This window comes from Comamonas aquatilis (assembly GCF_965139575.1).
GTDB lineage: Bacteria > Pseudomonadota > Gammaproteobacteria > Burkholderiales > Burkholderiaceae_C > Comamonas > Comamonas aquatilis.
The window spans coordinates 241412-257231 of the sequence record NZ_CBCSIW010000004.1 but is presented as its reverse complement, the minus strand read 5'-3'; the positions used below and the strand labels follow the sequence as shown (position 1 = coordinate 257231).

The window sequence follows — 15820 nt, the reverse complement described above, 5'->3', positions numbered from 1 at the left end:
CACCGGGTATCACACAAACGCGTACTGAAGCTTAGCGGGCGAAAGTACCGCGCTGGCGCATCAGTTCACGATGCAGATTTTCATTTTTTTCAAAGGGTGCGCGACCGTGAACGTAAAAATAATTGTTCAGCACCACCAGATCGCCAATGGGCAGACGCACGGTCTTGGTACCGCTGGACGCTTCCATGGACTCCGACAGCGCCTGCAGATAGCCGGCTTCGGCATCGTTGGCAGGCTGGACGAACTGGTCGATGAAGGACATGGACAGGCCGAACTCGCCGTGGAAGAACACGGGACGCTCCACGCGCTCGTTGACGTTCTTGGAGCCTGGGGCTTTGTAGAGCAGCGGCTTGGAGCCCAGAGGGTCCATGGCGAAGCGCTGGCATTCGGACCAGTCATCCAGGTGCAGAAAGCGCGATTCGCCGCCCACGGCATTCTTCTCGTCGAACTTCATCATCAGCAACCAGTCCGTGGCTTCGGTCACGAAAGTACCGTCGGTATGCATGGTGAACAGTCGGTAGGCCTGGCGCAGATAGGAATCGCTGGCGTCCGTGTGCTTGACCAGAAAGCGCGCATAGAAAGTGCCCGACATGGAGTCGTGGTTGCCCGGGCCAAGGATGTGGCCGATGGCGGTGCCGAACTTCACGTATTCAGCGCTGTCGGTGGTCAGACCTTGCAAGCCCAGCGTGAAGCCGCCATGGTTGCGGTCTTTGACGATGGCGTTGAGCTTCTCGGCAAAATCGACGCCCATGTGCTTGACCAAAGTGCGTGCCATATGAAAGCGCATGAAGGGCACGTATTCCAGATTCTGGACATCGATATCGCTCACATCATCCAGAAAGCCCTGCACCGCTTCTGGATTCAGCTTCAGATGCAGCAAACGAGGATGGTCGGGATGCTCGGACATCTCGTAGGCATTGAGACTCTTGGAGGCGAGGGCTTGGGATGGGATTGGCGCGTTCATGGCAGTCATTCGGTAGCAAGGCCTCTATTGCATCGCATCTCATTGATATGATCCATAGCCTGAACATTAATTTTTAATCTTATTTTCTTATTAAATGCTGACCCACCGACAGTTGCAGTACTTTGTCGCCGTTGCCGAAGAACTGCATTTCTCGCGCGCCGCAGATCGCCTTGGCGTGGCTCAATCGGCCATCAGCGTGCAGGTGCAGCAACTGGAGCGCGACCTCAATGTGCGCCTGTTGCTGCGCAACAAGCGCCAGCCCATCACGCTCACAGATGCGGGAGCCCTGCTGTATGCCGAAGCCGTGGGTGCGCTGCGCCATATGGAGCGCGCCGAGCAGGTCGGCCTGTTGGCGGCCAGCGGCCTCAGCGGCAGCGTGCGCATGGGCTATGTGGCGTCAGCAGTAACCTCGGGCCTGCTATCGCGCCTGCTGGGAAGTTTTCGCCTCACCCATGAACGGGTACGCATGCAGGTCGTGGCCATGGAAACGCCCAAGCAGTTGCATGCCATCGAGACCGGAGAGATTGATGTGGGCCTGGTGCGCCCCCGACGCCACTACCCCGATGGAGTGGAGGCCATGCTGCTTCACAGCGAGCCGCTGCTGGTGGCCATGTCTGAAAGCCATGCGCTGGCCAGGCAGCCCTCGGTCAAAGCCGCAGAGCTCAGAGGCCAGACCTTTATTGCACCGCAGTTCAACGAGTCCGAAGGCTTTTCCGAAGTGCTGTCACGCCTGGCGGCGGTCGCGGGCTTCAGCGCCGGCTCGGAATATCACGTCAACGACTTCATTACCGCAACCAGCCTGGCCGCTGCCGGCTATGGGGTGGTGATCGTGCCGGAATCGATACGCTTGTTCGGCCAGCCCGGCGTCGCCTTCAGGCCCATCAGCGATTTTCACGAACTGGTGCATCTGGTGCTGGCCTATAGAAAGCGGGAGCATTCACCGGCCATCCGCTTTTTTGTGGCCGCCGCCCAGGCCCAGCAGCCCAAGCAGTCCAGCGCTTACGGCGCATGAACAGGCCAAGGCGCGTCCCAAACCGATATTGCATCAATTTCGATAGCAAACAGCGCTTTATTTGTATGGGCTAAAGCCTGCTTAGCCATCAATCACAAGGCCGGATCGCGGATTTCCCAGCGAATCTGATCGATGGCGGCCAGCACTTCGGGCGAGAGTTGCGTGCCCCAGGCATTCAGGTCTTCATCGAGCTGCGCCACCGAGGTCACGCCGATGATGGTGCTGGCCACTTGCCACTTGGTATAGCAAAACGCCAGAGCCATCTGCACTGCCGTCAGGCCATGCTCGCGAGCCAGGGCGTTGTAGCGGCGCGCGGCGGCCAGCGCATCGGCTCGGCCCCAGCGCTGCTTTTGCACCGATTCATATTTCGCAATCCGAGCATCCTGCGGAGCACCGGCCTCATGGGGCGCGAACTGGTCGAACTTGCCCGTCAGCAGACCAAAGCCCAGCGGCGAATAGGCCAGCAGCGACACGCCCAGACGATGGCAGCTTTCATCGAGTCCGTTTTCATAGGTTCGGTTGACCAGGCAATACGGATTTTGCGTGCTCACCACGCGCGGCAGGCCGTGCTGCTCGGCCAGGCGCACAAACTCATGCACGCCATACGGGGTCTCGTTGGACAGGCCGATGTGGCGAATCTTGCCCTCTTTCACCAGCCGTCCCAGCACCTGCAGCTGCTCGTGAATCGAGGTTTCGGATTTTTCGTTTTGCGGGTGGTAGTAGAGCGTGCCGAAGGCTGGCACATGGCGCTCTGGCCAGTGAATCTGGTAGAGATCGATCACCTCGGTCTGCAAGCGCTTCAAGCTGGCTTCGCAGGAGTTTTGAATATCCTGCCCCGTCAAACCCTTGCCCGCGCGAATCCAGGGCATGCCGCGCGCGGGGCCGGCCACCTTGCTGGCCAGCGTGAGCTTTTGGCGCATGCCGGGGCGGGCCTGCAACCAGCGGCCGATGATGGTTTCGGTCGCCCCGCAGGTGGCGGCACGCGCGGGCACGGCATACATCTCGGCGGTATCGAAGAAGTCCACACCGCGCTCCACGGCGCGATCCATGATGCGAAAAGCCAGGGCTTCATCCACCTGCTCGCCAAAGGTCATGGTGCCCAGGCAGATCGGGCTGACGCGCAGATCGCTGTGACCCAGGGTGACGGGAGGCATGGAAAGACGGGAGGAGCTGGCAGAGGAATTCATGCGCTCCAGTGTATGCCGCCACAGGGCAAGACCATGGCGAAACCGAGGGTGTTCACCAATGGCCCACTGTCCCGTGGCGGACGGCTTGTGGCGGCGCAACCGCAATAATTGAAACCAAGCACCACCCCACAGCCAGCAGACCATGAGCAAAGACCAAGACACCGCCCCCTACCAGCCCCAGCGCCTCTGGCAGTCACAGATGCTGCCCGTGCGCAATATGCACTACCACCTGCGCAGCTGGACGCCAGAGAACCACAATCCCGAGCTGCCCCTGCTGGTGCTGGCCCATGGCTGGATGGATGTGGCGGCCTCCTACCAATTCGTGGTCGATGCCTTCAGCGATGCTTTTGTTAAGGGTCGCCGCATCGTGGCCGCCGACTGGCGCGGTTTTGGCCTGAGCCGCCCGCCCGCAGCCTGCGACAGTTATTACTTCACCGACTATCTGGCCGATCTCGACATGCTGCTCGAGCAGCTCTCGCCCGACAGGCCCGTCGATCTGGTCGGCCACAGCATGGGCGGCAACATCTCCTGCTTTTATGCCGGTGCGCGCGCCGAGCGCATACGCCGCTTTGTCAGCCTGGAAGGCTTTGGCATGCCCGAGACTTCGGCCAGTCAGGCACCCAAACGCCTGGCGCAATGGATGGACGAGCTGCGTGCGCAACGCGCGGGCGGCATGGATCTGGCACCCTACGACAGCGTAGAGGCCGTGGCCAACCGCCTGCAAAAAACCAACCGCCGCCTGCCGCGCGACAAGGCCTTGTGGCTGGCACACCACTGGGCCGCACCCGATGCGAACGGCCAGTGGCGCATTCTGGGCGATGCCTCGCACAAGATCACCAACCCCTATCTGTACCGCGTGGAAGAAGCCCTGGCCTGCCTGGCCCAGATCAGCGCCCCCATGCTGTCCATCGAAGCCTCGGATGACAGTCTGGGCCAGTGGCACAAGGGCCGCTATTCCCTGGAGCAGTACCACGCGCGCCTGCAGCAGGTGAAAAACTGCGAAATCGCCGTGGTCCAAGATGCCGGCCATATGCTGCACCACGACCAGCCCCAGGCCGTGGCCCGGTTGATAGAGAACTTCTTGCGCTGAAATTAGCTCTCAAATCAATAGCTTCATGCGCTTGATTTCAATTGAGATCAGATACCTTCATATTTGAAATCAATACATATCAAACGCAAGAAGCTACCAAATTCATAGGCATCAAGGCGCAACTTTTGGCCGCAGCTGCAGGCTGTGCGCCCAGTGCTGCGGCTGCATCTGCAGGGCGCGGTAACGCCCATCGGCCCATTGCTGGCGCATATCGGCATAGCGGCCGGACAAAGGCAGGCCGCTCTGTCCCGTCTGGTAGATAAAGCGCGACGCTTCCAGATCCGACAAGTCGTAGATCGCCCGCAGCGAGGCCGCATGGCGGTTGGCAAAACGGTTGCCCAGCGGGCCTTTGGCATCGGCGGGCACCGGATTGGCGTTGAACTGACCCACGTTGACGGTATAGCCGTCGCCGCTGGAGGGCTGGCTGACATTGAACAAGGCCGATAGACCGGCCACACCGCCAAACGGCCGGTGCGTGCTCAGGGCCGCATGGGCATCGCCCCAGCGCCAGCGGCCGGGATCGGCTCCGTAAGCCGATTGCAACGTGTCCAAGGTCCGGGTCAGCGCCGCCCCTGCTTGCTCGGCGCAGCTTTGCGGGGCGCACCACCAGGCGTCATTGCGCTCCAGAATGCCTTCCAGCCCCGCGCGCAGATCGCGTTTGCCGTAGATGGCCTTGAAGCTGGCCTCGCCAATGCGGGGCATCACAATGCCGCGCACCAACTCGTCCGACCAGAGCGAGAAGATCAGCGGCTCGGCGCCATCCCTGTCCATGCGGCCGTCGAAATCGCGCAGCATCTGCTGCACTCGGGCCGCCAAAGGATGAGCCGATGGCGCTGCCCGCAGCGCGGGCAGCAATTTGACGGTAGCGGGCGAGAGCACATCGTTTTGAATCGCGGCCATGCTGTCCACCGTGTGCCTGGGCGTGGCCTCAATCAGCTGGGCAATGCGCTGGTAGCGGTAAGGCAAGATCCAGTCCTGGGTCAGAAAATGCGGATAGCCTTCGGCCGTGATGCGCTGATTGGCCGTGGCCACATAGCCGCGCGCGGCGCCATCGTCCTGCGGCGTCTGCGCATGGCTGAGCCAGCCTTGCCAGTCATAACGGGCCAGCCAGCCCGGAGCCGGTGCCACGCCGCGCAAATCGTTATCCGCTGCACGCACCGGCACCTTGCCTGCGGCCTTGAAGCCAATATGGCCCTGCACATCGGCGGCCACAATGCTTTGCATGGGCGAGTGGTAGCCGGCAAAAGCCGCGAACAGCTGCTCCACCGTGCGTGCGCCATTGGCCTTGAGCCCGGCCTCTATACTGCCGTTGTCGGTGTCGAGCGCGGCCCAACGCAAGGCCACGGCATATCGGCGGCGCTCCAGAAACTGGCTGTAGACAGCCTGCACATCGCTGAGCACCGGACCGTGGCGCGTGCTGCGCAGCGGCAGTTGCAGATCGGGCTGGCCCTTGACCTTGAACACCTCGTTGCGCACCTCGAACGACTCCCAGCCCGTGGGCGTTCTATAGCGGTCGGGATCGTCAGGGTCGATCAGCTCCAGATACAGATCCTGCACATCGGGATTGGTGTTGGTAAAACCCCAGGCCACCTCGCGGGTGCGACCCAGCACCACAAACGGCAGGCCAGGCAAGCCGGCGCCCACCACATCCAGGGCCGCCAGCTCGGCACCATCGGCCGCCTTGCCTGCCGGTGCCTGCAAATGCGTGAAGTACCAGATGGCCGGCGCCGACAGGGCCAGATGCGGATCGTTGGCCAGCAGCGGCTTGCCGCTTTGCGTGCGGCTACCCGCCAGCACCCAGTTGTTGCTGCCCTTGCCGTCATTGCTGCCCATGTCCTGCACGGTTTGCGCCGCCCATTGCTGCAACGCGCTGACAGCCAGATCGGCGACCCGCGTACCTGCCTGTGGAACCTGGGGGGCATGGGCCTGCGTTGCCTGCGGCTTGTACACGCCCAGCTCGCGGTACAGCCCGGCCAGATCCACGGACGTGGCCGGGGCCTCGCCCGGGTAGGCAGGCATGAGCTGCCATAGCTGCTCGGTACTCAGGGTTTGCAGCAGATTGAGGCGCGCTGCCTCATTGCCCCAGTTGCCGCCCAGATCCAGCGCCATCATCAGGGCCCAGCCCACGCTGTCCTGCGCCGACCAGGGCGCGCTATCTCCACCGCCGGCCTGGGTGCCCAGCAGCAGAAATTCGGGGGCCTTGGCCTGGCTTTGGCTGGCGTAAAACGCGGCAATGCCTTCGCTGTACACCGTCAGCGCCTCGCGTACCGAGGCCGGCATGGCCGCGTACTGGCGCCGGGCCGCACCGTGGATATCCAGCGCGCGCATCAGCTTGTCCAGCTCCAGCGTGGCAGGGCCCAGGATTTCAGACAGGCGCCCCTGCATCAACCGGCGGTTGAACTCCAGCTGCCAGCCGCGCTCCTGCGCATGGACAAAGCCCAGGGCACGCCAGGCATCCTGTGGCGACTGGGCCTGAATATGGGTGATATCCGCGGCATCGCGCCGCAGCTGAACACTGCCGGCAAGCCCCGCAACAGCTAGCGTGCCATCCAGCCGGGGCTGGGCTTTGACGCCGTAGACGGCCGCCACACTGCCGGCCAGCAAGGCCACCCCCACGGCCACGGCACCGGCGTTCAAGCCCAGCCGAACCCAGCGCTGTGATGCTGTCTTGTCTCCCATGCTGCGGCCTCGCTATGTCTATGTCATTGTGGTCAAGCACTGCCGCATTGCGGAAGCTGCCGGCTTTTGTAGCACAGCGGTTGACATTCGACACTGCTGGACGAACCGGATTGCCTGCGCGGCAAGACCCCGGCTTGCGCGACAATCACCACCTCGCGCCGGGAAACCATCCAGGCGCCGTCACCCGTGAAGGATTTTGCCCATGTGGCCGTTCAGTTTGCTCAAGAAACTCAGCCAGGACCCGCCCGTGGGCCAGACCCGCGGCGACTATATAGGCTGCTATCTGCTGGGCACGCACACCGCCGGCCGCGATGACGATGTGAGCTATATCTCCCTGGCCACCACCCGCGAAGCTCTGGAGCAGGACGCTTTGCAATACCTGCGCGGTTTTTTGCAAAGCCACCCGCAGCTCAATGCCCAGGAGCGCAGCACGATCGAGAGCCTGATTGAGCACTGGAAGGAACGCGCCGACGCCCATCTGGCCGCCGCCAGCGGCAAGCCTTTGGCGCTGCAAGGCGGCGCCGTGCTGTTTTTGCGCACCGGCATGCGAGCTCGCAAAAAAGAAAAAGGCGTCTACCTGGAGTGACGCCCAGCAGCAGAGAAAGCGAGCAAAAACGGTAGCTTCACTGCGCGAAGTCCAGAGCAAAGCCTTCTTCCGTCAGCTGAATCTCGCCCTCGGTCCCGGTTTGCAGCCAGCCTTGGCTGATCGCCTGCGCCAGCGCCGCCTGCTGGTCGCTGCGGCCCATGCCACGTCTATCCAGGTCTTGGGTCAGAAACTGCGGCGCCATGCCCTCGCCTGCGCGCAAGCCCTGCTCCACTACCAGGATGTAGAGCAGCTTATGGGCCGCAGTCTGCTGGGTGGGATCTGTCATGCTCGAAACTCCTTGGATTGGTGCCTGCTACCAAGCCTCATAGCAGCTGCTCAATACCACTTAGGTTCACCTGATCGCTGATATCAAGGGCCAGGAGAAATCGCGTGTTTGATATGTTCAGACTGTCTGCAACCACTGCAGCGCCAGCTCGTCGTCGGTAAACGGAAAGTGCCGAACCTGGGCCCCCGTGAAATGTTTGCCGAAAAATTCGGCCACACCCGCCAACTGGCTGTCGGTCACCAGGGCAATGCGTTCCACCTGCTTGTGATGGTCGCGGACAAAGCCCAGGTGGGCGCTCAGCCCGGCCCAGTTTTCCCAGCCAGGGAAGTCCTTGGCCTGGATCATCACGCCATGCAGCTTGGCGTGTTCTGCCAGATAGGCATTCACATCCAGGTTCATGCGTTCAAAGTCCTGCTGCGTCAAAGGCCCCTGGGGTTGCAGCAGCAAAAGGCCTTCGGGCTTCATCAAAGAGTAGTTCAACATGTGCAACTCCTGCAGTCAGACCCCCACTGTACGGCGTTAGGGGCGCAATAGCAGCCTTTTAAAAATGCCCGCAAGACCGGCCTTGGAACTGAAAAAAGCCCGCCTTGTGGATGCTCAAGGCGGGAAGACTGGCTACTCCTGATCGCAGCGAATCACCACCGTACCGACTTTGGCCTTGGCTTCCACCGCCTGATGAGCCAGGCCGGTTTGCGGCAGAGAAAACACGCTGTCCACCGCGTGCCGCGCGTGCTGCACTTGCTGCAGCCAGCGCGCAATACCTTGCTGGGCCTCGCGACGCCTGGACGCTTGCAAGCCCGAGAGATACAGGCCTTGCAGCCTGAGATTCTTGCGAATGATGCTGGCCATGGGCAAGGCCGCCGTTGCCTGCGAGCCGATGGCATAGCTGACCCAGACGGCATTGTCATGGGCGGCACCCAGCACCAGCTGGCTGTTGGCAGCCACATCCACATCGACAATGCGCTGCACGCCATCCACGGCCGCCTGTTGCAACTGGTCGCCGGCCGAGGCTTGGGTGTAATCAATCACCACATCGGCGCCAGCATCAAGCGCATGCTCGGCCTTGGCGCTGGAGCTCACCGTGGCAATCACACGCGCACCGCCCCATTTCGCCAGCTGAATCGCGTAATGCCCCACGGCACCGGCACCGCCCGTGACCAGCACCGTTCGGCCCTTGATGGGCTCGGAATCAAAAAGCGCGCAATAGGCTGTCACACAGGGAATGCCCAGGCAGGCGCCCTGCTCCGCGCTCATCTGCGCAGGAAGCTCGGACGCCAGTTCCTCTGGCAGGCACACATATTCGGCCGCCGTGCCAAAAGCGCGGCCTCTCTGGGCGAAATACACCCACACGCGGGTGCCGATCCGGGCGACGCTGACACCGTCTCCCACCGCATCGATGACGCCTGCGCCATCGCTATTGGGAATGATGCGGGGAAAGTCCATGGCATGCAGACGCCCGGCTCGCCGGTTGACATCGGCCGGGTTCACGGCAGAGGCCAGCAGTCGCACGCGAACTTCTCCGCGCGCGGGCACCGGGGTCGGCATCTCGCCATACTGCAAGACTTCTTGCGCCAGACCTTGTCGTTCATACCAAACAGCCCGCATTGCCTCATTCCTTCCGAATTGGTGGTCCCCAAGCACGCTGCCTGCGGCAGTCGCGGCCCGGATTATGGTGCAACCAGAAGATTTGGCCGCGCTGGTTTTGGCAGCGCTGGTGCGCCTGCCGGCCATGTCTTATTCGCAGCCCAGCGCCTGGCTCATGCTGCCCAGCTGCGCGCCCAGAGCGGCCTGCAGGTCCGCACGCATGGCGTCGCGCGTGAGCAGCTCCTCGGCATACAGCGCCGCCCAGTCCACGCCCACGCCGATCACGGCACCGGCCAGCGCTCCCACCACAGCCCCGGCCACCGTACCCACGCCGGGCACGACCGAGCCCAGCGCCGCACCGGCCGCGGCGGCACCGGCCTTGCCTATACCCTGCTTGGCCGCCGCTTTGGCCAGAACCTTGCTGGCCGCCTTCATGGAGGTTTTGGCCATGGCCTTGGCCGCCACCACCGCCGCCAGGGCTCCGGCCCCCGTGCCGGCCACGGCACTGGCAGCCAGCCGCTGGCGTGCCTCGCCCAGCAGATCCAGGGCCGGCAGCTGAGGCACTTGCACCCGCACAATGCACTGGCTGGCATCCAGCGCCAGATGGTGGCGAGCCAGGGTCTCGTTGATGCGCTGCTGCCCCTCTTGCAGCGCGGCACCGCTGCGTGCGCCCTGCTGCTGCACGGCTTGCATCCAGGCATCCAGCCCCTTGGCCTGACCCAGGGTGGAAGTCAGCTTGTCCTGCAGGAACACGCCCACATCGCCCGTCAACAGGCTGAAAACACGCCCCCACTCGGCTCCCAGGCTGAAGTACCAGTCCAGATAGCGCTCAATGGCCGCGTCCATCTCCTTGCGCACCTCGCCCGCACCGGTGCATAAAGCCTGGCCCAGCTGTGCCTGCTTGATTTGCCCCAAGGCCTGCAGCGCCTGCTGGCGTGTGGCCTCCAGCGTGCCCAGGCGGTAGAGCTGCTGGCCTATGCGTTCGCACTCGGGCAGGCGTTGCAGGGCCAGCGGGCTTTCATGGGTGCGCAGTAGTCCATCCACGCTGGCGCCGGTCTGCACCAGAATGCCGGCCAGCAACACGCCCACCAGGCCCAGCAACACCGCCGTGCCGCGCCTGTCTTGTGCCGGCGGTCTGGCCTGAAGCCAGATGGCACGCCCGCCTGCCGCCCCTTGCAGCGCGCAGCCCAGACACAGCAGCACGCCCACGGGGCCGAACAGCGCCAGCAGCAGCAAACGCAGGGCCGGCAGCTGGGGCAGCTCTGTCACTGCGCCGCCGGCTACCTGCAGTGCCAGCAAGCTATCCAGCCCCCATCGCACCCAGCCCGACGGCGCCTGACGAATGCTGGCAATGGCCGCATCCAGCGCCTGGGCGCTCATGCCCGGGGCCAGAGCGCGGCCGTAGTCCACGCTGCGCGCCATGCTCCACAGCCATAAGCCTCCCAGCACGGCTACCAGCAGCCAGCGGGCCAGACGCTGGCACCAGGCCCAGGTAAAAGCAGGCTGAGAGAATTCGGAATCCAGACGGGTTTGCAGCCAGCCGAGCAGCAGGCCATGCAGCAGGGGTGCGGCGGCCAACAACGCCCATTCCCAGGGCGCGAGAAACCAGGCTTGCAGCAAGCTGCTGCCACTGAGCAGCAGCGCCAGCACCAAGGCCTTGATGGCAGGCCACCAGCCGCCTGACAAGCAACGGCGAATGCGGCCTTGCGGCGCAAACTGGTGGTGCAGCACGCGCTTGCGCAGCATCAAGGCCAGCCACAGCCCCCATGCTGGCAGGGCCGCCAGCGTCGCCACAGCCAGCAACCAGGCCCAGGGCGGCAAAAACACCAGCCAGTGGCTGGCGCCCCAGAGCAAGGCCAGCCACAACCAACCCAGCATGGCCGCCGCCATGCCCTGTCTGGCCGTGGCGGGCAGATTCCTCATGAGCCCTCGGTTAAAGCCGCTCCCGCCGAGTCGCCCTTGTCTGCGCTGCCACGCGCAGCAGCGGCAATGCCTCTGGCCACGCGGGCGTTGTAGACGCTCAGTCGGCTCAAACCCAGTTGCTCGGCCACTTTGGCGTCCGAGGCCGTACCCAGCAAGGCCACGGCCGCCGCGTCCCACTCGAATGTGCCATGGCTGCTGCCGCTGGCGGGCGCAATGCCTAGCTCGCCGCGCTTGGCCACCACACTGGCCTTGCTGATGCCCAGCTGGCCGGCCACCTGCGCATCGGAGTGCTGGCCCAACAGGGCCAGCGCCGCATCCGTCCATTGGAAATGCCCGAAGGCAGGCACACCCAGCGCATTGCGCTTGAGGTTGACGGTCTTGGCCGAGGTGCCCCAGCGCTGGGCCAGCACGGCATCTTTCTCCTGGCCCAGCTGAGCCAGCATCTCATCGGTCCATTGCAACGCCGCTTTGCCCATTTCCAACCTCTATAAATAAAACATGCGCCCAGCCCATATGAAGAATGCGCCAGGCGCTATGAATCAGTGGGTGTGACCCCAGTAAATCAGTGCCTCGCGGCCTTCGACCGACAGCGACACCTGCGCGCCCACGGGCAGCAGCACCTTGGTGGGCACATGGCCAAACGGCAGGCCTTGCAGCACCGGGCGTTTGACTTGCATGCGCAGCCAGTCGATCACGGTCTGCAGCTTGAAGCCCTTGTCATGCGCGCCCAGCTTGAACTCGGTGAACTGGCCGAAGACTATGGCTTTTTGCTTGGCCAGCACGCCGGCCAGCAGCAGCTGGGTGAGCATGCGCTCGATTTTGTAGGGATGCTCGCCCACGTCTTCGATGAACAGGATGCCGCCTTCAATCTGCGGCATATACGGCGTGCCCAGCAGGGACACCAGCACCGCCAGATTGCCACCCCACAGCGTGGCAGCGCCGGGCACATAGAAATCCTTGAGCTGGGGCTTGCCATTGGGCAGCTCGCCCAGCTTGGGCATTTGCCAGCCTGCGCCTTCGCCCTGGCCGCTGAGCAGATCGGCAAAGCAGTCGAGCATGATGTCGTCGACTTCTTCGCCGTGCTTGGTGTCCACGCCGAAGTCGGCATTCAGCGCTGGCCCGGCCCAGGTGGTCGCTCCCGTCTGGGCCAGCATGGCCAGCTGAAAAGCGGTGAAATCGCTCAGACCCACAAACTGCGTGCCCTTGGCAATCGCTTTGGCCACGGTCTTGTACTTGATGCCCGGCAGGATGCGCGTGAGACCGTAGCCGCCGCGCGAGACCAGCGCCACATCGGCACCGCTGGCGGCCGCGCGGTGAATGGCGGCCAGGCGGGTGGTGTCATCGCCGGCAAAGCGCAGATGGCTGCTCAGCGCATCGGCATCCACTTCCACTTCATGGCCCAGGGCCTCAAGACGCTTGATGCCGCGCTTGAAAGCGGCCTTGTCGCGCACCGCTCCCGAAGGCGAGTAAACATAGATGTGCTTGGGGCCGTGGCTGTGATCATGGCCGCAGCAGCTGCCATCAGCGGTATGCACATGGTCTGCATGAGCATGATCGTGATGGTGGTGATCATGGCTATGTCCATGGTCGGCAGGCTTGCCGTGACCATGGTTGCAGCCTTCCGTGCTGCAGCCATGCCCGGCAAGATGCTCGTGATCGTGCTGCGCTGCAAGAGCTGCCTTGCCTGGGGTCTTGCTAGAAGCTTTGCTCGACAATTTACGCGTGGTGGCCAAAACCTGTTCATGCAGGCTATGGCCTGCATGCTCCGAAAAAAAGGGGGTGAACTGTGCTGCTCGGCGCGCAACGCCGGCCGAGCGAAGAACGTATTGACGATCTAAAGCGCAAAGTATTCCACAGCCGCCCGTGCCATGTCCGCTGACAGCCAAGGAACCAGCGGCCTCTGCCGGGTTAGTTTCCAGGCGCTTGCATGGCCGTCCAAAGCCGGCAATGCCTGCATCCAGGCCGCTTGCCAGTCCTGAGCCGACACCTGCTGCTCCGTTGCAGGAGCTTGCAGCCACAGCTTATTGCGCTGCGCCCACTGCTGCAGCAATGCGGCCGGCACCGGCGGCATTTCGGCCTGGACGCGGGGCCAGGCCTTGAGCGCAGCCCTATGGCCTGCATCCGGAAAAGGTGTATTCCATGCCATATCTCGTGCCGCCAGGCCTTCCACCTCCTGCATGGCCTGCGCCACATCCCAGGAAGGTTTGCGCGCGGCCTGTTCAAACCATTGCTGGCGCTTGGCAGGCTGTGCGCCCCCAGGCCAGACATCGGCCAGCCAGGCACCCGCAAAGTTTTGCGGCCTGCGCTCGGCCAGCGCCAGACCCAGGCGGCCGCCATCGCCCTGGCCCAGCAGCACCAGCTGGCGCAAATCCATGGCCGCCAGCAGCTGCTCCAGTTGCCGGACATAGCCTTCGGCCGTGATGGCTTTGTCTTTCTTGGGCTGATCGCTGCGGCCAAAACCCGGCAGATCGGGCACGACCACGCGGTGACCCTGGGCGGTCAGCGCAGGCAGCACGTGGCGAAACACATAACCCCAGGCCGGGCCGCCATGCAGGCAAAGCCAGGTCAGCGGCGCATCGGCCGAGCCTTCATCCACCACGGCCAGGCGCAGGCCGTCCAGCGCCGGCAAATCGCTGCGCCATTGCGGCTGCCAGGGCCAGTCGGCCAGACCGGCAGCAGCTTCAAAAGCGCTATCGGGGTTGCGCAAGGCCACGTCCTTGAGCGGATGTGGTTGCAGCGCCTTGTTTTGGGCCTTGTTCTGCGCGCGCCGCTGCTGAAAGAAATCAGCCATCAGCGCCGCGCACTCCTCGGCCAGAACACCGCGCAGCACCTGGGTCTGGTGGTTGATCTGGGCATAGCCGAACACATTGAGCACCGAGCCTGCGGCGCCCGTCTTGGGCTCGGCCGCGCCATAGACCACGCGATCCACCCGCGCATGCAGCATAGCGCCGCTGCACATGGTGCAAGGCTCCAGCGTGACATACAGGGTGCAACCTTCTAGGCGGTAATTGCCCAGCGCCTGCGCCGCCTCGCGCAAGGCCATGACTTCGGCATGCGCCGTGGGGTCCTGGCTTGCCAGAGGGCTGTTGCGGCCACGGCCTATGACACGCCCCTGATGCACAACCACGGCCCCCACTGGAACCTCGCCTGCCAAGGCGGCCTCGCGCGCCTGCTGCAAGGCCTCGCGCATAAAGTGCTCGTGCGTTGAACTATCAAAAACCATAGCTACCAGCGCTTATCTATATTCGGCAAAAGCATTGTTTCATTCAAATCACTTGCCAACGGGGTGCAATTGCTGGCGCTCGCCGCTGGCATAGCTGTAGATGGTGACCTGCGGTTCCTCCAGCTCGCCTTGCGAGGTGAAGCTGATGGTGGAGGTCACGCCCTGGTGATGGGTCTGGCGCAGCTGGGGCAAATAGGCTTCGGGCTGGCTGGAGTCGGCACGCAGCATGGCCTGGGCCAGCACCATGGTGGCGTCGTATGCATAAGGGCTGAAAACCTGGAACTGGCCGGGGAAGCGCTTGTCATAGCTTTGCTTCCAGGCCGTGCCGCCCGGCATGCTGGCCAAGGAGCTGCCACCCACCACGCAGGTCACGTTTTTCAGTGCCGCCACCTTGCCTGCCATAGTGGGCAAGCGCTCGCTGCACTGGGCATCGCCGCCCAGAAACTTCATATCGTTCATGGCCAGCTGCGACATCTGGCGCAAGAGGGGTCCGGCCTGGGCATCCACGCCGCCAAAGAAGATGGCATCGGGCTTTTTACCCTTGATGGCCGTGAGAATCGGGGCGAACTCCGTGGCCTTGTCGCTGGTGTACTGCTTATCCACGATCTGCACATCGCGCTCGCGCGCCGCTGCTTCGAAGAGCTTGACTATGCCCTGGCCGTAGGCCGTGCGGTCGTCAATGATGGCCACGCGCTTGATGCCCTGGCGCTTGACGGCATCGTCCAGCAAGGCGTTGACCATGGCCTCATCGCTGGCGATCACGCGAAAAGTATCGTCATAGCCGGCATCGGTGATGGCCGGATTCGTTGCTGCCGGCGTAATGTTGGGAATGCCGCACTCGTTGTAGATCCTGGCCGCAGGCAAGGTGGTGCCCGACTGCAGATGGCCGACCACGGCCGCCACTTTCTTGTCGCAGAACAGGCGCGCCAGCGAGGCGGCCTGACCGGGGTCGCCGCCATCGTCGCCAGCCTCCAGCTTCCACTGCACGGCCCGGCCGCCGATCTGCAAATTTTTGGCATTCAGCTCTTCTATGGCCATGCGCACGCCGTTCTCCTCGTCCTTGCCCAGGGGCGCAATCGGACCGGAAACCGGGCCGCCATGGGCGATGCGCACCACCAGCGGCTTGCCTTGCTCGCTGCTCCCGGCCGTGGCGCAAGCGCAGGCCAGGGCGGCGGCAGAGCCCAGAAATGCGTAACGAAAGGCAATGGAGCGGGGAACTGCACAACGCATGAAGATTACTTTAATAAATCGATGCGCCGCCGGCGCAGGCCATATGCCGCGCACCG

15 protein-coding genes are annotated in these 15820 nt (G+C 63.5%); 4 read left to right on the top strand and 11 right to left on the bottom strand.

Annotation, left to right across the window (positions count from 1 at the left end):
• Positions 1-31: 31 nt before the first annotated feature.
• Positions 32-964 (bottom strand): glutarate dioxygenase GlaH, encoded by a 933-nt coding sequence (glaH, locus tag ACNAZA_RS08040; RefSeq protein WP_415795991.1) that lies wholly within the window; start codon positions 962-964, stop codon positions 32-34.
• Between the two features lie 94 nt (positions 965-1058).
• Here glaH and ACNAZA_RS08035 point away from each other — a divergent pair, with 94 nt between their 5' ends.
• Positions 1059-1976, top strand: a complete 918-nt coding sequence (locus ACNAZA_RS08035; RefSeq protein WP_415795989.1) for a LysR family transcriptional regulator — start codon at positions 1059-1061, stop codon at positions 1974-1976.
• Between the two features lie 92 nt (positions 1977-2068).
• Here ACNAZA_RS08035 and ACNAZA_RS08030 read toward each other — a convergent pair whose 3' ends face one another.
• The gene (locus ACNAZA_RS08030) at positions 2069-3130 is read right to left on the bottom strand and encodes an aldo/keto reductase (protein ID WP_415796098.1); all 1062 of its coding nucleotides are present in this window, start codon (positions 3128-3130) and stop codon (positions 2069-2071) included.
• A gap of 175 nt (positions 3131-3305) precedes the next feature.
• On the opposite strand from ACNAZA_RS08030, the gene ACNAZA_RS08025 reads away from it, so the two are divergent.
• The gene (locus tag ACNAZA_RS08025; protein ID WP_415795988.1) at positions 3306-4253 is read left to right on the top strand and encodes an alpha/beta fold hydrolase; all 948 of its coding nucleotides are present in this window, start codon (positions 3306-3308) and stop codon (positions 4251-4253) included.
• Between the two features lie 111 nt (positions 4254-4364).
• Here the strand turns inward: ACNAZA_RS08025 and ACNAZA_RS08020 are convergent, their stop codons facing one another.
• Positions 4365-6932 carry a penicillin acylase family protein gene (locus ACNAZA_RS08020; RefSeq protein WP_415795987.1) on the bottom strand — a complete coding sequence of 856 codons (2568 nt, stop codon included), beginning with the start codon at positions 6930-6932 and terminating at the stop codon, positions 4365-4367.
• 202 nt (positions 6933-7134) lie between these two features.
• Here ACNAZA_RS08020 and ACNAZA_RS08015 point away from each other — a divergent pair, with 202 nt between their 5' ends.
• A complete protein-coding gene (locus ACNAZA_RS08015) occupies positions 7135-7518 on the top strand; it encodes a hypothetical protein (RefSeq protein ID WP_415795986.1) in 384 nt (127 codons plus the stop codon).
• A gap of 37 nt (positions 7519-7555) precedes the next feature.
• On the opposite strand, the gene ACNAZA_RS08010 is transcribed toward ACNAZA_RS08015, so the two are convergent.
• The 6 genes from ACNAZA_RS08010 to ACNAZA_RS07985 all read right to left on the bottom strand — a co-directional run bounded on the left by ACNAZA_RS08010 (position 7556) and on the right by ACNAZA_RS07985 (position 12846).
• Entirely contained in the window at positions 7556-7804 is a 249-nt protein-coding gene (locus tag ACNAZA_RS08010) for a hypothetical protein (protein ID WP_415795985.1), read from the bottom strand.
• 117 nt (positions 7805-7921) lie between these two features.
• A complete protein-coding gene (locus ACNAZA_RS08005; protein WP_415795983.1) occupies positions 7922-8287 on the bottom strand; it encodes a SpoIIAA family protein in 366 nt (121 codons plus the stop codon).
• A 132-nt stretch (positions 8288-8419) separates the two neighbouring features.
• Positions 8420-9409, bottom strand: a complete 990-nt coding sequence (locus ACNAZA_RS08000) for an NADPH:quinone reductase (RefSeq protein WP_415795981.1) — start codon at positions 9407-9409, stop codon at positions 8420-8422.
• 129 nt (positions 9410-9538) lie between these two features.
• Positions 9539-11311, bottom strand: a complete 1773-nt coding sequence (locus ACNAZA_RS07995) for a hypothetical protein (RefSeq protein WP_415795980.1) — start codon at positions 11309-11311, stop codon at positions 9539-9541.
• The gene (locus ACNAZA_RS07990; protein WP_415795979.1) at positions 11308-11787 is read right to left on the bottom strand and encodes a hypothetical protein; all 480 of its coding nucleotides are present in this window, start codon (positions 11785-11787) and stop codon (positions 11308-11310) included. The genes ACNAZA_RS07995 and ACNAZA_RS07990 overlap by 4 nt, the downstream gene beginning before the upstream one ends.
• 63 nt (positions 11788-11850) lie before the next feature.
• Positions 11851-12846: an LD-carboxypeptidase gene (locus ACNAZA_RS07985; protein WP_415795978.1), complete on the bottom strand. Its 996-nt coding sequence runs from the start codon at positions 12844-12846 to the stop codon at positions 11851-11853.
• A gap of 9 nt (positions 12847-12855) precedes the next feature.
• Here ACNAZA_RS07985 and ACNAZA_RS07980 point away from each other — a divergent pair, with 9 nt between their 5' ends.
• Positions 12856-13149 carry a hypothetical protein gene (locus ACNAZA_RS07980; RefSeq protein ID WP_415795977.1) on the top strand — a complete coding sequence of 98 codons (294 nt, stop codon included), beginning with the start codon at positions 12856-12858 and terminating at the stop codon, positions 13147-13149.
• Here the strand turns inward: ACNAZA_RS07980 and tadA are convergent.
• Positions 13146-14501: a tRNA adenosine(34) deaminase TadA gene (tadA, locus tag ACNAZA_RS07975; protein WP_415795976.1), complete on the bottom strand. Its 1356-nt coding sequence runs from the start codon at positions 14499-14501 to the stop codon at positions 13146-13148. The genes ACNAZA_RS07980 and tadA overlap by 4 nt on opposite strands.
• 81 nt (positions 14502-14582) lie before the next feature.
• On the bottom strand, positions 14583-15764 hold the full coding sequence (locus tag ACNAZA_RS07970; RefSeq protein WP_415795975.1) for a branched-chain amino acid ABC transporter substrate-binding protein: 1182 nt from the start codon (positions 15762-15764) through the stop codon (positions 14583-14585).
• Between the last annotated feature and the right edge of the window lie 56 nt (positions 15765-15820).

Bases quoted from the DNA above. Each gene is read 5' to 3' on its own strand.
- ACNAZA_RS07980 (WP_415795977.1), top strand. From the start codon at position 12,856: ATGAGCATGATCGTGATGGTGGTGATCATGGCTATGTCCATGGTCGGC.
- ACNAZA_RS08030 (WP_415796098.1), bottom strand. From the start codon at position 3,130: ATGCCTCCCGTCACCCTGGGTCACAGCGATCTGCGCGTCAGCCCGATC.
- ACNAZA_RS08000 (WP_415795981.1), bottom strand. From the start codon at position 9,409: ATGCGGGCTGTTTGGTATGAACGACAAGGTCTGGCGCAAGAAGTCTTG.
- ACNAZA_RS08035 (WP_415795989.1), top strand. From the start codon at position 1,059: ATGCTGACCCACCGACAGTTGCAGTACTTTGTCGCCGTTGCCGAAGAA.
- ACNAZA_RS08025 (WP_415795988.1), top strand. From the start codon at position 3,306: ATGAGCAAAGACCAAGACACCGCCCCCTACCAGCCCCAGCGCCTCTGG.
- tadA (WP_415795976.1), bottom strand. From the start codon at position 14,501: ATGCGCGAGGCCTTGCAGCAGGCGCGCGAGGCCGCCTTGGCAGGCGAG.
- ACNAZA_RS08005 (WP_415795983.1), bottom strand. From the start codon at position 8,287: ATGTTGAACTACTCTTTGATGAAGCCCGAAGGCCTTTTGCTGCTGCAA.
- ACNAZA_RS08020 (WP_415795987.1), bottom strand. From the start codon at position 6,932: ATGGGAGACAAGACAGCATCACAGCGCTGGGTTCGGCTGGGCTTGAAC.
- ACNAZA_RS07990 (WP_415795979.1), bottom strand. From the start codon at position 11,787: ATGGGCAAAGCGGCGTTGCAATGGACCGATGAGATGCTGGCTCAGCTG.
- ACNAZA_RS08015 (WP_415795986.1), top strand. From the start codon at position 7,135: ATGTGGCCGTTCAGTTTGCTCAAGAAACTCAGCCAGGACCCGCCCGTG.
- ACNAZA_RS07995 (WP_415795980.1), bottom strand. From the start codon at position 11,311: ATGAGGAATCTGCCCGCCACGGCCAGACAGGGCATGGCGGCGGCCATG.
- ACNAZA_RS08010 (WP_415795985.1), bottom strand. From the start codon at position 7,804: ATGACAGATCCCACCCAGCAGACTGCGGCCCATAAGCTGCTCTACATC.
- ACNAZA_RS07970 (WP_415795975.1), bottom strand. From the start codon at position 15,764: ATGCGTTGTGCAGTTCCCCGCTCCATTGCCTTTCGTTACGCATTTCTG.
- glaH (WP_415795991.1), bottom strand. From the start codon at position 964: ATGAACGCGCCAATCCCATCCCAAGCCCTCGCCTCCAAGAGTCTCAAT.